Here is a 13028-nt window from a genome sequence, read left to right on the forward strand (position 1 = left end):
GGCACTCATCTTATGAGCAGGACGGTGGAAGGGGCAGTGCTCGGTTGAGAGTAGTGACGTTAACTGCGTCTTCGCCCAGGAACCCGAGGCTGGCATGCTCCGTGTTGTCCTCGATGAGGCTTCGCACCTCTTCGGTGCTCATCCCCTGCTCTCGTGCGACACGTGGAGCCTGTAGTTCAGCGTACGCAGGGCTAATGCCAGAGTCGACACCAGAGCCGGAACCGGTTACCGCATCGGTGGGAACATCTTCTGGAGCGGCGCCTTCACGCTTGGCGATGTCCCCGCGCCGCTCCTGCACGGCTTTTTCTAGCTCGGAGCTACTAGCGCCGTAATTGCTCATGCCTTCGGAACGGGGGAAAAAGTACGGGCCTTCGGTCTGACCATCTTGCAGCTGGGTCGAGCCAGCTAGGCAATCACCTTGGTAAATGAGGTTGCCCTCGGCGGAGTCCGGCTTGATGCGGGAGATTCCCCACACGGCAGCGGGATAAATCATTCCCAGTGCGATAACGCACAATAGTACGGCTACGAATCCAGCGGCGAGGTTACGAAAATAGACACGCATTTTTGGTCCTTCTTTTTCTACATACCTGGAAGCAGGTTGACTACCTGGTCAATGAGCCAGATGCCTAGGAATGGGGTGATCACGCCGCCCAGTCCCCAAATGCCCAGGTTACGGCGTAGCAGGGACGAGGCGGAGGCCGGCTTATAGGCCACGCCCTTGAGCGCCAATGGGATAAGAGCAACGATGATGAGCGCATTGAATACCACTGCAGACACAATGGCGGATTGCGGCGAGTGCAGGTGCATCACGTTGAGGCGCTCGAGGTGCGGAAGCTGGGTAGAAAACAGGGCCGGCAAGATGGCGAAGTACTTCGCTAAGTCATTGGCCAAAGAGAAGGTGGTAAGCGCCCCACGGGTGATGAGCAACTGCTTGCCAATGCGCACGACATCGATAAGCTTGGTCGGATCAGAATCCAAGTCCACCATATTGGCGGCTTCCTTCGCTGCAGAGGTACCCGTATTCATGGCCACGCCCACGTCCGCCTGCGCCAGCGCCGGCGCATCGTTGGTACCGTCACCGGTCATAGCGACCATGCGGCCGTGCGCCTGTTCCTCGCGGATCCTGGCCAGCTTGTCTTCTGGGGTGGCCTCCGCGATGTAATCATCGACGCCTGCCTCTTTAGCAATGGCCGCTGCCGTCAACGGGTTATCGCCGGTCACCATGATGGTTTTGATGCCCATCTGGCGCAGTTCGGCGAAGCGCTCCGCCATGCCCGGCTTGACGACGTCACTGAGCTGCACCACCGCAATAACCCTGCGGGTGCCGTCGGATTCTTCCACAGCAACGGGCAGCGGGGTTCCACCGCCTTCAGCAATCTGGGTCACCGAGTCTTCAATTTCTTGTGGCCAGTCGCCACCCGCCTCAGTTACCCACCGGCGCACGGCGTCGCCTGCACCCTTACGCAGCTTTCGGCCTCTGAGGTCAAGCCCAGACATGCGCGTAGAAGCGCTAAATGGAATGACCTCGGCGATCTTTTCTTCCTCTCCTGCTTCGGCAGAAAGGTGGTAGTTTTCGGTCAACCACAACACGATGGAGCGACCCTCCGGGGTCTCATCGGCAACCGAAGCAACGCGGGCTATCTCCGCAGCTTCCTGCTCATCGACGCCGCGCGCAACGATAAGCCCGGTAGCCTGCCGGTTGCCATAGGTGATGGTGCCGGTTTTATCCATGAGTAGGGTCGCTACGTCGCCCGCCGCCTCCACCGCTCGTCCGGACGTAGCCAGAACATTGTGGTGCACGAGGCGGTTCATTCCCGCGATTCCCACCGCGGATAGCAGGGCAGCGATGGTGGTTGGGATGAGGCAGACCAACAGGGCCACCAGCGAGAGCGGGGAGAGCTCCGCGCCGGTAAACAACCCCATTGGGGCCAGTGCGGTAACCGCAATGAGGAAGAGGATAGTCAGGGTAGACAGGAGGATGCTCAGCGCGATCTCATTCGGGGTCTTGCGGCGCTCCGCTCCCTCCACCAAGGCAATCATCGTATCGACGAAGGTCGATCCCGGCTCCGAGGTGATCCGTACCAAGATGGAATCAGACAAGACCACGGTACCGCCGGTTACAGCACAGCGATCGCCGCCGGCCTCGCGAACCACGGGAGCAGACTCGCCGGTAATGGCAGATTCATCGACGGTTGCCGCGCCTTCAATGACGTCGCCGTCGCCCGGGATCGTCTCTCCGGCCTCCACGCGCACGATAGCGCCCTTGGTGAGCTCAGAAGCGGCAATGACCTCGATGCCGCCATCGGTGACCAGGTTAGCGGTGGCGTCATCACGCACGGCGCGCAAGCTATCCGCTTGGGCTTTACCGCGGCCTTCGGCATATGCCTCAGCAAATGCGGCGAACGCAATGGTAAACCACAACCATACGGTTACCACCCAGCCATAAACGCTGGGGCTAAAGATGGACCACAGGGTAGTCAGCGCGGCACCTACCCACACCACGAACATGACGGGGTTGCGGGCTTGGGCGAGTGGGGACGTCTTGTGCGGCAACGACTTTAACGCTGCCGCAGCCAACCCACTGTTTGTGGTGGCAGAGCGCTGAGGAGTGCGTCGCTCAGTGGTCATAGTTGGTGTTGTCATGAGAGTGCCTCCGAAATGGGACCCAAGGTAAGAACGGGGAAGAAGGTAAGGGCGGCGACCAACACAATGACGCCGATGGTAAGCAGCGCGAAGGTCACACCGGACGTCGGCAAGCTGCCGGCGGTAGTGGCCTGCCGGCGTTGACCGGCTAAGCTGCCCGCCAAATACAGGGTGAAAACGATGGGGAGGAAGCGGCCCAACAGCATGGCGATTCCGAGCGTGACCTGCCACCAGGGCTCGGTTACCGTCAGGCCGGCGAAGGCCGAGCCGTTATTATTCGAGGCCGAGGTAAAGGCATAGAGCACCTCGGAGAGACCGTGCGCGTTATCCGGGGTTCCAGGCGCGCCGTAGTTGGTCGCCGAAAGCTCCACCAGCTTGCGCTGAGCCACCGATGCGCCCACGCCTACCAGGACGAGGACCGGCATGGTGAGGATGTACAGGCTCACCGCGGAGATTTCCTTGCGGCCGACCTTATTGCCCATGAACTCCGGTGTGCGCCCAACGAGCAGGCCGCCGATAAATACGGCGAGAATTGCTACCATCAGCAGACCGTAGAGACCCGTGCCCACGCCGCCTGGTGCAATTTCGCCCAGGAGCATATTGAGGATCAACAAGCCGCCACCCAATGGTGAATAGCTATCGTGCATCGAATCGACCGCACCGGTAGAAGTGCCCGTGGTAGACACCGCAAAGAGTGCGGAAGCGTCAATACCTAGGCGCTGTTCGATGCCCTCCAAGTTGCCGCCCGCAGCCTGAGCTGCCGCACCGGTGGTAGTGTGCTGTGCCCATACCACCAAGGCAACCATAACGGTCCAAATGCCGCCGATGACGCCAAGCAGGGTCCAGGCATGTTTTTGCGATTTCAGCATTACCCCATAGGCACGGATAAAGCAGAAAGAGATAACCAGCAAAGAAAAGATTTCCACGAGGTTGGTAAAACCAGTGGGGTTCTCAAAAGGGTGCGCCGAGTTGGCGCCGAAGATGCCACCACCATTGGTTCCCAGCAATTTAATTGCCTCCTGGCTAGCTACCGGAGCGCGCGGAATATCCACGCCCGCGGAGCTCACCAGGTTGGACCCGAAGGTTTGCATGGTTCCGCCCAAGATGAGGACGAAGGAAATCAATAGAGAAAGCGGCAAAAGAATGCGCACCAAACCGCGGGTGAGGTCAACCCAGAAATTTCCGATGAGGTGCTGTCCGCTCTCAGAGCCCAGCTTGTCACGACCATATCCCAAGTGACCGATACCGCGAATGAGCGCAACCGCCACACACATGCCGACAGCCGCGGAGGCAAAGTTCTGGACGGTCAGGCCAAGCATCTGCGCACCATTGCTCAGGGTTTCTTCGCCCGAATAGGACTGCCAGTTGGTATTGGACACGAATGACGCCGCCGTATTGAACGCCATCCACGGTTCCACCGCTGCGGAGCGGGAATTGCCAAAGCTAGGCAAAACGGTTTGTAGGCGCTGCACCGCGTAAAGAACGAGTACGGATGCCAAGCTGAAACCAAGCAATGCACGGCTGTAATTCTTGCTGTTATGCCCGCGGTTTGGGTCAACGCGCAGGACCTTATACACCGCACGCTCTATCGCCCAGTCCTTGTCAGAGGTGTAGCTGCGTGCGATCCAGTTGCCCAAAGGAACATATGCCGCCGCGAGCAAGACGACGAGGGCGAGGAACTGCGGTAACACCGCCCCAACGCCGGCGATCATGCGAAACGCTCCGGATCAACTAAGGAAATGATGAGGTAGGTCACCAACGCCACAACAATGACGAGGCCAATGACCGCTGTAATGGTGTTCATGGTTATGCATCACCGTCCAGAAGCTCGTTGAGGACGGAGGGACAGCCAACCGTCAGGATGGCTATCAGGATTGCCACGATGTCTAACATGTGGGAAACTCCCTTGTGCGAGTGAAACTTTCCTGTGCCTGACAGGTATGCCTGCCAGGTGCCGGTACCAAGGCAGCACCTGCTACGCACAAACGTTAGGACCACACCTCCGCTGCCCTAGGCAATCTTTGCGCTATCTTTACGCCTCCCGCTCGCAATTTTTATATTTCCTTTACACCCCTTTTGCGCCACCTTTTCTTCAGGCCGGGAACCGCCCTTTATCCACAACGAAGGCCCGCCGACAGCGCATCGGCGGGCCTTCTCCCCATGACTAATCTCTCGGTACCCAAGGAGGGAATGGAGCGCACCCTCCTGCAAGCACCGCCCGTGATTAGGCAAGCCTAAGTTTATAAACCTTTCGTAGGATGGTCAAGGGTTTGCCCATAAATTTCTTAACTCCTGACAAAAACACAGTTAACCTGCAATAACGAGTACAATCCGGAACCATGGCTGAGTTGAAATCCACTATTTCCGAACAACTCCGCAAATTCTGGCGTGCCAGCGAGAAGGAATTGACCGATTCCCCGCGTCGCGGTGTCGCCTCCCCTGCCGAAGCCACGGCACTGCGCGAGGAGGTCGCGGCCGAGATTGCGGACCTCATCAAAGCGCAAAAGGTCAAAACCAGCCCCGGCGATACCGCCCTCGACGCCGATGCGGCCGCCACCCTCCCGCTAGGCGCACGCATGAAGCCACGTGGGATCTTCGAAGATGACTGGGGCGCACGTCCTACCGCACAACGCCCCTGGCCGGTCATCCTCATCCACGGCACCTGCGATACCAAGGGCGTATGGCAAATCCTCGGCAATGAGCTGCGCCAAGACGGCTGGGCGGTCTTCGCCCCTGACTACGGCCGCCGCGCCACCCAACCCCTTGCAGAATCCGCCGAGCAACTCGATGCCTATATCCGCACCGTGCGCATGGTCACCGGCGCGAACAAGGTCATCCTCATCGGCCACTCGCAGGGCGGGCTCCTCGCCCGCTATTGGATGCGCATGATTGGCGGCGCCGAGCATGTCCTCCACCTGATGTGCATCAGCGCGCCAAACCACGGAACTACCTACGGCGGTATCGTCAGCCGCCTCATTCGCACCCCGCGCCAAGAGGCGGTAATGCGCTCCGTCATCGATGGCTGGTTTGGGCCGGCGGGAATGGACCAAATTGTCGGCAGCGAAGCGCTACGCGAGGCCAATCGCGATGGCGACTTGGAATCTGGCGTGAGCTATACCTGCATTGCCACACGGTCTGATGCCGTCGTGGTCCCACCCGAAACCTGCTTCCTTGATCCCCGCGGCGTCGCAGAGGGCACCGTGCGAAATATTTATGTCCAAGACTTCGACCGCCGAGCAGTGGTCATGCACGAGGATATGCCCATGGATAAGCGCGTCCATGCCATCGTGCGCACCATCTTGGAATTAGTAGAGACTATCCCCCGCTAGTTAGAGCTCCAGCTCATCAAGGACCGCGTCAAAGGCTGGGCCCACCTGCGTGCGCCACAGCGTATCCACCTTCTGATCACCCCGGCCGGGGCCGCCATTGATGACGGCTACGCGCTTGCCCTGCTTCTTTGCCTCCAGCACAAAGCGATACCCACTCATCACCGCAAGAGAGGACCCAGCCACCAGCAGCGAGCGCGCCTGTCCCAACACGGCAAAGGCGGCATCGCGGCGCTCAGCCGGCACGGGTTCGCCAAAGTAGACGACGTCTGGTTTCAATAATTCCGATCCACAGCTCTCGCATCCGGCCATGCGAAACGCTGCCACGGCGGCCTCATCCAGGGTCACGTCACCATCCGGATTCACTTGGTCCGCCTCCACCACTAGGCGCTCCAAGTACCCCGGATTTGCTGCGGCCAAACGCGCATCGAAATGCGTCCGCGCCTCCCGATATCCGCACATCAGACACACGACGGTTTCCATATCGCCATGCAGCGCCACCAAGTTCGCGGTCCCGGCCTGTTTATGCAGGCCGTCCACATTCTGAGTAACCACGCCATTAATCAGCCCGGCGCGCTCCAGTTCCACCAGCGCATAATGCGTACGATTCGGCGCCGCAGCATCCATGACTCGCCACCCCACAAAACTGCGGGCCCAATACCTATGGCTCGCGGCCGGGTCGTGGCGAAATTCCTGATAGGTCATCGGACGGTGCCTACTCAGCGAGCCACGCGGCCCCCGATAATCTGGCACCCCTGAGTCCGTAGAAACCCCGGCCCCCGTTAGCACCATCACTGGGCCCTCGCGCAGCTGCTTGACGACGTCCCCTAAAGCCCTCCCCGGCTCCGTATGCGGCGCCGATTCCTCTACCACTCGGGCGATCGAGCGCAGCGCGGACTGGTGGGCAAGGGAGACGGCTGGATCCATTCTCCCGATGCTAGCTTTCGGGCAAGTGCTCTACGTATAGCCACTCCGAATCCAGCTCCCCGTGGCGCGAGCACTTGGTATGCCAGCCATCGGGGCGCACCTGGGCCACCATGCGCCGGCCACAAATTTGGCAATAGCGCGGCACATCGAGGCCAGCTGCGGCTGCAGGGTGCAGCGTAAAGACCTCCTCAATCGGCTTGCCGGTATTCGGATGGAAAATCGGCTCTTCCCCGGAAAGGACGGCAGCGGCCAAATCGGAAGTCGGCTCGGATAAACCAGCCACTACAGGGCCTTAATCGGCAGATCGATGCGGTTCAACATGTCCACATCCTTTTCAATCTGCTGGCCCAGGGTGGTCAGGTAGTTGCCGGCAATGATGGCGTTGATGCCGCCGAGCAGGCCGCGCTCCGTGCCGTCGTCGCCAAGCGAAAGCTCGCGGCCACCGGCAAAGCGCAAGGTGGTAGACGGCATAGCCAAGCGGAATGCCGCCACGGCGCGCAGGCCTTCACCCAGCGGAACCAGCGGGCGATCCGCAAAGGGGGTGCCCGGGCGCGGATCCAGGAAGTTCATCGGCACCTCGCAGGGATCAATTTCTGCCAGCTGCGCAGCGAACTCGGCGCGCTGTTCCAAGGACTCGCCCATGCCGATGATGCCGCCGCAGCAGACCTCCATGCCTACCTCGCGCACATAGTCAAGGGTCTGCTTGCGTTCCTCCCAGGTGTGGGTGGTGACCACATTGGGGAAGAAGGAACGGGACGTCTCCAGGTTGTGGTTATAACGCTGCGCGCCCATGTCCTTTAGGCGCTGCGCCTGCTCGCGGGTCAGGGTGCCCAGGGAGCAGGAAATCTCGATATCGACGGCGTCATTAATCGCTGCAATCGCCTCGCCTACCTGGTCCAGCAAGCGATCATCCGGGGACTTCACCGCAGCGACGATGCAGAACTCAGTAGCACCGGTCTTGGCGGTCTTCTGCGCTGCCTCCACCAACTCCGGGATGTTGAGGCGCACGGCGCGCACTGGGGACTCGAAGAGGCCGGACTGAGAACAGAAGTGGCAATCTTCTGGGCAGCCGCCAGTTTTAATGGAGATAATGCCTTCCACCGATACGTCTGGACCACACCACTTCAGGCGGGTCTGGTGGGCGATATCGGCGATTTCCTCCAATTGGGAATCCGGAACCTGTAGTACTTGCAGCAGTTCTTCCTGGTTGAGGCCTTTGCCTTGCTCCAGTGCTTTTTCGCGGGCGATGTCAATAATGCTCATAGTGTGAACCATACTTGAACAGCGTTCAGCTTTGGTTAAAATCACATAAAATTTTTCCCAGCGTTAGGCTCGATAGCATGACGCTTTATGATGACACCCTCTCCCTCCTCCAAGAACTTATCCGCAATGCCTGCGTAAATGACCTCACGCCGGACTCCGGTCACGAGGTACGCAATGCGGATAGTTTAGAAAAATTCTTCGCGGGCGAAGACGTGCAGATTGAGCGCTTCGAGTCCCACCCAGGCCGCGTTTCCATCGTCGTGACCGTCCCCGGCGATCCGGACAAAGAACCGCTCACCCTCATGGGGCATACGGACGTCGTCCCCGTCGACGAACCTAAATGGACCAAGCCTCCCTTCGAGGCGCTCATCGAGGACGGCAAGCTCTACGGCCGCGGTTCCGTAGACATGCTATTTATTACCGCCACCATGGCCGCCGTCACGCGCGAGGTCGCCCGCACCGGCAATACGGGCGGCACCCTTGCCTTTGTCGGCATGGCCGATGAGGAGGCCCGCGGCGGTCTCGGCGTGCGCTTTATGTCCGAAAACCACCCCGATGCCTTTTCCTGGAAGAACTGCTTATCTGAAACCGGCGGCAGCCACCTGCCCGGCGCGGTGGGTTTCAACGTGGGTGAAAAGGGCGCCAGCCAGCGCCGCCTGCACGTACATGGTGATGCCGGCCATGGCTCCACCCCTTATGGCAAGGACTTTGCCATCGTAAAGATCGGTGAGGTAGCCCGCCGCATCGCCACCGCTGAGCCGCCCACGGCTTCGAATGAGATCTGGGAAGGCTTTGTGCGCACCTTCAAGTTTGATCCCCAGACCGAGCAGGAGCTTATCGACGGCACCGGTGACTACTCCAAGTTCGGCAACCTCGACGCCTACGCGCATGCCTTTAGCCATACCACCATCGCCGAGACCGTCCTGCGCGCCGGCGGCGCCATTAACGTGCTGCCTTCACATGCCTACCTGGAAATGGATGTGCGCCCCTTCCCCGGCCAGACCCAAGAGGATCTGGATGACTTCCTGCGCAGCGCGCTTGGAGACATGGCCGATGAGGTAGAAATCGAACACCTCATTACTGAAGATGCCACGCAATCCTCCACCGATACCGAGCTGTGGCGCGCCATTGAGTCCACCTCCAAGGAATTCTTCCCAGATAAAGCCGTCGTCCCTGTTCACGCCACCGGCGGCTCGGATCTGCGCTTTGCTCGGCGCAAGGGTGGCAACGCCTATGGCTTTGCCATGCACGCCGAGGGCCGCGATATGGCCAGCGCCAATTCACAGCTGCACAGCCACGACGAGCATCTCTACTTGGAGGATCTGAAGCTCACCGTGCGCGCTTACCGCAGCCTGGTTAATCGCTTCCTTGGCCTGTCACAGGCATAACAAGTGTGGCAAGATAGCTGGCATGAGCTTTGCACGTAAGTCCGCGCTGCTATCTGCAGCTACCGCCCTGACCGTAACCCTCGCCGCCCCTGCCGCTGCCCATGCCGACGCCGTTGATAACCTCCTAGCCAAGATGCCTGCCGGCCAGATTTCCTGCTCCCAGGCGAAGCAATACTGGACCAACTCCGCTGACTACAACCAGAAGAAGTCCCAGGCCCTCGCCGTTGCCACCGTGCACCCACGCGGCAACGAGGTTCGCGACGCCATCGGCCGCATGGACGAGGCTATTGCCCGCTGCGGCCTAAACGGCACTACTGGCCAGGGCAAGCCGGTCAACACTGGCGGCCAGCGCGGCAATGCCCCCGCACCAAAGCCGGCTCCGGCCCCGGCACCAGCGCCAGCCAAGAACGCCAAGGTCATCGAGCTGGGCACCATCCCTGGCCAGCCGACTGTCGACGTCCCGTTCTTGGGCCAGACCTTCCGCATCCCGGACGCGGCCAAGATTGCCCAGAACGCTGTATCCCAGTTCCAGCTGCCACAGATTCCGCAAATCCAGCAGCTACAGCAGCTGTCTTCTTTCTAGCGGTCTAGCTGAAAATAGATCCCGGCATGCGCGCTGCAGCCGGGATTAAATTTATGCCCGCAGTGGGGACACGCAGGCACGGCGGAATAAGCGTGGTAGTTCATCTCGGTGCGGCAGGCGCCGCAGAGGACTGAGGGGGCGTCGGCAAGCATGGGCCCAAACTCATGGTCAGTAAGCTCGGCGTGGCACAGCGCGCAGGCAAAATACTTCTCGCAGGTAGCGCACTTATTGGCCACCACATCCAGCGGGGAATGCCAATGCCTGCACCGACCTTCCGCATCAATCGCGCCGTGAATCTTCATGGCCGTCAGCATACGCGCCACCCTGTTGCCACTGCTGCTTCTTTTCTTCAGACTTCTTGGCATTGCGCACTGCCTGAATGCCCACCACGATGGCAATGATGATCGGCACCCACACCTTGCTGTAGTCCATCAAGAATACGAGCCAATCGGGCAGGTCTATGTCAATATTAAGGTCGATATTTGGCACGGGCAGCTCAATCTGCGGCAACTCCGGCACTGGGAGCGCGATATCCGGCAAGTCGATATCCGGCAGCTCCCAATCCGGCAACAATCGGGACAAAATGCGGCTAATGATCGGACCAAGCACGATCACACCAATGGCCCAGCCGGACTTTCCCAAGCCGCCCAGGAGCGGATACAACACCCGCTTAAAGGAGCTTTCCTCCATGGCCTTGCGGCGCTTTTCTCCCAGTGAGCCGGCCGGTGGATCGAGGGCAACTGCCTCCTCGCCATTGCGGTAGTAGACGTCTAGAAGCTCGCCAAAGGGAGAGGCTTGGATATCCAGATAAGGTTTGCTGCGCGAGGCGGAGTTCTCAAAAAGGGTGAGGTCTTTTTCAATCTTCTTCTTAAGCGAATACCGGCCCGCACGGGGCCGATCGTGGCGGCTGCGTACCTGACCGTTCACCACAATCTGCAGGCGTGGGCTCGGGTTCTTCCGCCAGAGCCGGAGGCGTTCCGGCAGGGTGGCATCGCCTGGAACCGGGGTGAAGTCCTTCGCTTTCTTAGGCCACTCACCTAGCTCAGCGAACTCGGCATCGTATCCGCGCTGCACCTCAATGGTGCCCACCTCGGGGTGCTCTAGGCGCCACGTCTCCATTAGCTCTTCCCCGCCTTGGAGCCCACCACGGCACCCAGCTTGCTCGCGGCCCATGCCAGGAAAACAAACACTGGGAGATATATCCACGTTCCCTCATTGAAATACAGGGACATGGCGGCAAAATAGGCCAGCCCTGCCACACTGAAGATGGTCCAGGAGGCGCGGAAAGTGGCGCCGTCGGCAAGAGCAATGATCACCGTCAGCACGGCCATGAGGATGAGCAGGGCAAGGCCGGGAACAAGGTGGTAGACAGCGGGCGGCAGGCCAACGAAGACCGCGACCATGGCGATGGGCGCCCACCATTGCCACCAGACGCGGCTGGGCTCGTCTTTCGTTTCCGCTTCTTCTAGTTCCTCAAACACGCACCCAACCTATCACAGGACTTAACAAAGCTTATGGGGGAGAAATCCTCCCTATGGCCGGCTTAATCCTCCCGGCGGAGGATACCGCGCTGAGCAGTGCGTACCTAGCGTTGAGTACATGAAAAGCACACCACTCATCCTCGCGGCGGGCGTGATATTTGGTGCCATCTACGGCACCAATGCGCTCATACCAGACATGTATGACAACCCCACCTCTGAGGTGCAGGCCGGCCAGGCCCGCATCCCCGGATTATCCTGCACGGAAGAAGATGGCTCCACCAGCAGTGAACCACGCTGGGACTGTGACGGCACCCAGATCCGCGCTAAAGAAGTCGGCGTACAGGACAAAGACCAAGCCACCCGGCGCTACCTCCGAGCAATGGGTGAAGGTACGGCCATGCCGGAAGGAGAAATCGACCACGACGGGGATAAGCGCACGCTTAGCGATGGCGACCTCGTAGCCATCAGCATCGAGGGCGATGGCCCCACCACGTTCCTCTCCCTGCGCGGACCGCGCGCTGCAGAACTTGCCCAGGAGGTAGAAAAGGCATGAAGAATCTGTACTGGCTATCTATCGCTTTCGGCCTTGTAGTCGCCGGCTTCTTCTTGGCCGATCGCCGGTTTACCGAGGTTGGGCTCATCGGTGCGCTCATCTGCGCTGGCCTGACGCTTGGACTGGGATTCTGGTGGTTTAAGCCGCGGCCGATGTGGCAGGGCATCCTATGGGGTGCGCTCGCCCAGCCGGTGGTGTTTAGCCTCAACAACCAAATGGTGGGGATCTCAAACAAGCTGGGGATCACCCACCTAGACGCAGCCTTATACTCGCCGCTTCCGGAAGAAACCATCAAGCTCCTCGGCGTTGTCATTATTGTTGCAGCCTTTAAGAACGTGCGGCATCCCTACCAAGCCGCCGCGATCGGAATGGCGGTAGGCCTTGGCTTTGATGTCATGGAAAATATTCCATTCATCCTGAGCGCGACCATCACTAACCTGGATGGCGATCTCTGGGGCGCCATTATTACCGGTACCGGGCGAATCCTCACTGGTGCCTTTAGCCATGCACTGTATACGGGGGTTGCGGCGTGGGGCGTCGGCAAGCTCTACGCGGGGGCACGCCACGGATACTGGCAGGTGGCCGGATTCTGGCTGGCCGCTATCGCCCTGCATACCCTGTTCAATGCCTCGCTGATCATTACGGGTGATTGGCCGGTGACCTTTTTCCTTACCGCTCTCATTACGTGGACACTGATTATCTGGGGCCTGCGTTTCATACGCAAGCAAGAGAAGAAATATGCGGCACAAAGAAGCGAAACTACTCTACCCACTAAGGATCCAGAATATAGCTCTTGAGCTGTGTAAATACGAAGGAAGGGGCTCGTGTCCGAGGGGTGTTATAAGGTGTGAATCGTACACAAGT

General features: G+C 59.7%; 15 protein-coding genes. 5 read left to right on the top strand and 10 right to left on the bottom strand.

Annotation, left to right across the window (positions count from 1 at the left end; translation table 11 throughout):
- Window positions 1-10: 10 nt before the first annotated feature.
- Genes QP990_RS07420 through kdpF form a run of 4 tightly spaced genes read right to left on the bottom strand, consistent with a single transcriptional unit; the run spans window position 11 to window position 4447 of the window.
- The gene (locus tag QP990_RS07420; RefSeq protein WP_284798804.1) at window positions 11-562 is read right to left on the bottom strand and encodes a potassium-transporting ATPase subunit C; all 552 of its coding nucleotides are present in this window, start codon (window positions 560-562) and stop codon (window positions 11-13) included.
- A 17-nt stretch (window positions 563-579) separates the two neighbouring features.
- Window positions 580-2643, bottom strand: coding sequence for a potassium-transporting ATPase subunit KdpB (gene kdpB / locus QP990_RS07425; protein WP_023020283.1), 2064 nt, complete (start codon window positions 2641-2643; stop codon window positions 580-582).
- Window positions 2640-4355: a potassium-transporting ATPase subunit KdpA gene (gene kdpA / locus QP990_RS07430; RefSeq protein ID WP_239206731.1), complete on the bottom strand. Its 1716-nt coding sequence runs from the start codon at window positions 4353-4355 to the stop codon at window positions 2640-2642. Before kdpA ends, kdpB begins: the two co-directional genes overlap by 4 nt.
- Window positions 4352-4447, bottom strand: a complete 96-nt coding sequence (gene kdpF, locus QP990_RS07435; protein WP_005328272.1) for a K(+)-transporting ATPase subunit F — start codon at window positions 4445-4447, stop codon at window positions 4352-4354. Before kdpF ends, kdpA begins: the two co-directional genes overlap by 4 nt.
- Before the next feature lie 535 nt (window positions 4448-4982).
- On the opposite strand from kdpF, the gene QP990_RS07440 reads away from it, so the two are divergent.
- The gene (locus QP990_RS07440; protein ID WP_200288427.1) at window positions 4983-5972 is read left to right on the top strand and encodes a triacylglycerol lipase; all 990 of its coding nucleotides are present in this window, start codon (window positions 4983-4985) and stop codon (window positions 5970-5972) included.
- Here the strand turns inward: QP990_RS07440 and QP990_RS07445 are convergent, their stop codons facing one another.
- Genes QP990_RS07445 through bioB form a run of 3 tightly spaced genes read right to left on the bottom strand, consistent with a single transcriptional unit; the run spans window position 5973 to window position 8159 of the window.
- Window positions 5973-6896, bottom strand: coding sequence for a Sir2 family NAD-dependent protein deacetylase (locus tag QP990_RS07445; RefSeq protein WP_200288428.1), 924 nt, complete (start codon window positions 6894-6896; stop codon window positions 5973-5975).
- A 10-nt stretch (window positions 6897-6906) separates the two neighbouring features.
- Window positions 6907-7179 carry a hypothetical protein gene (locus QP990_RS07450; RefSeq protein ID WP_200288429.1) on the bottom strand — a complete coding sequence of 91 codons (273 nt, stop codon included), beginning with the start codon at window positions 7177-7179 and terminating at the stop codon, window positions 6907-6909.
- Window positions 7179-8159: a biotin synthase BioB gene (bioB, locus tag QP990_RS07455; RefSeq protein ID WP_034655643.1), complete on the bottom strand. Its 981-nt coding sequence runs from the start codon at window positions 8157-8159 to the stop codon at window positions 7179-7181. The genes QP990_RS07450 and bioB overlap by 1 nt, the downstream gene beginning before the upstream one ends.
- A gap of 77 nt (window positions 8160-8236) precedes the next feature.
- Between bioB and QP990_RS07460 the strand changes: the two genes are divergently transcribed.
- Both QP990_RS07460 and QP990_RS07465 read left to right on the top strand, forming a co-directional pair.
- Window positions 8237-9547, top strand: a complete 1311-nt coding sequence (locus QP990_RS07460) for a M20/M25/M40 family metallo-hydrolase (protein ID WP_284798807.1) — start codon at window positions 8237-8239, stop codon at window positions 9545-9547.
- Window positions 9548-9569: 22 nt separating this feature from the next.
- Window positions 9570-10130, top strand: a complete 561-nt coding sequence (locus QP990_RS07465; protein WP_284798809.1) for a hypothetical protein — start codon at window positions 9570-9572, stop codon at window positions 10128-10130.
- Here the strand turns inward: QP990_RS07465 and QP990_RS07470 are convergent.
- The 3 genes from QP990_RS07470 to QP990_RS07480 are packed head-to-tail and all read right to left on the bottom strand — an operon-like array spanning window position 10127 to window position 11611.
- Window positions 10127-10432 (bottom strand): CHY zinc finger protein, encoded by a 306-nt coding sequence (locus tag QP990_RS07470; protein ID WP_284798811.1) that lies wholly within the window; start codon window positions 10430-10432, stop codon window positions 10127-10129. The two genes, QP990_RS07465 and QP990_RS07470, sit on opposite strands and share 4 nt — an antisense overlap.
- The gene (locus QP990_RS07475) at window positions 10410-11249 is read right to left on the bottom strand and encodes a hypothetical protein (protein ID WP_284798812.1); all 840 of its coding nucleotides are present in this window, start codon (window positions 11247-11249) and stop codon (window positions 10410-10412) included. Before QP990_RS07475 ends, QP990_RS07470 begins: the two co-directional genes overlap by 23 nt.
- Window positions 11249-11611 (bottom strand): heme transporter, encoded by a 363-nt coding sequence (locus tag QP990_RS07480; RefSeq protein ID WP_284798814.1) that lies wholly within the window; start codon window positions 11609-11611, stop codon window positions 11249-11251. Before QP990_RS07480 ends, QP990_RS07475 begins: the two co-directional genes overlap by 1 nt.
- Window positions 11612-11729: 118 nt before the next feature.
- Between QP990_RS07480 and QP990_RS07485 the strand changes: the two genes are divergently transcribed.
- Both QP990_RS07485 and QP990_RS07490 read left to right on the top strand, forming a co-directional pair.
- A complete protein-coding gene (locus QP990_RS07485; protein WP_284798817.1) occupies window positions 11730-12164 on the top strand; it encodes a hypothetical protein in 435 nt (144 codons plus the stop codon).
- Complete coding sequence (locus tag QP990_RS07490) at window positions 12161-12961, top strand: PrsW family intramembrane metalloprotease (protein WP_284798818.1); 801 nt, start codon at window positions 12161-12163, stop codon at window positions 12959-12961. The genes QP990_RS07485 and QP990_RS07490 overlap by 4 nt, the downstream gene beginning before the upstream one ends.
- Window positions 12962-13028: the final 67 nt, after the last annotated feature.

This window comes from Corynebacterium sp. MSK071 (assembly GCF_030232125.1).
GTDB lineage: Bacteria > Actinomycetota > Actinomycetes > Mycobacteriales > Mycobacteriaceae > Corynebacterium > Corynebacterium kefirresidentii.

Coding starts and splice junctions, on each gene's coding strand:
- QP990_RS07420 (WP_284798804.1), bottom strand. CDS start 562: ATGCGTGTCTATTTTCGTAACCTCGCCGCTGGATTCGTAGCCGTACTA.
- kdpB (WP_023020283.1), bottom strand. CDS start 2,643: ATGACAACACCAACTATGACCACTGAGCGACGCACTCCTCAGCGCTCT.
- kdpA (WP_239206731.1), bottom strand. CDS start 4,355: ATGATCGCCGGCGTTGGGGCGGTGTTACCGCAGTTCCTCGCCCTCGTC.
- kdpF (WP_005328272.1), bottom strand. CDS start 4,447: ATGAACACCATTACAGCGGTCATTGGCCTCGTCATTGTTGTGGCGTTG.
- QP990_RS07440 (WP_200288427.1), top strand. CDS start 4,983: ATGGCTGAGTTGAAATCCACTATTTCCGAACAACTCCGCAAATTCTGG.
- QP990_RS07445 (WP_200288428.1), bottom strand. CDS start 6,896: ATGGATCCAGCCGTCTCCCTTGCCCACCAGTCCGCGCTGCGCTCGATC.
- bioB (WP_034655643.1), bottom strand. CDS start 8,159: ATGAGCATTATTGACATCGCCCGCGAAAAAGCACTGGAGCAAGGCAAA.
- QP990_RS07460 (WP_284798807.1), top strand. CDS start 8,237: ATGACGCTTTATGATGACACCCTCTCCCTCCTCCAAGAACTTATCCGC.
- QP990_RS07465 (WP_284798809.1), top strand. CDS start 9,570: ATGAGCTTTGCACGTAAGTCCGCGCTGCTATCTGCAGCTACCGCCCTG.
- QP990_RS07470 (WP_284798811.1), bottom strand. CDS start 10,432: ATGAAGATTCACGGCGCGATTGATGCGGAAGGTCGGTGCAGGCATTGG.
- QP990_RS07475 (WP_284798812.1), bottom strand. CDS start 11,249: ATGGAGACGTGGCGCCTAGAGCACCCCGAGGTGGGCACCATTGAGGTG.
- QP990_RS07485 (WP_284798817.1), top strand. CDS start 11,730: ATGAAAAGCACACCACTCATCCTCGCGGCGGGCGTGATATTTGGTGCC.
- QP990_RS07490 (WP_284798818.1), top strand. CDS start 12,161: ATGAAGAATCTGTACTGGCTATCTATCGCTTTCGGCCTTGTAGTCGCC.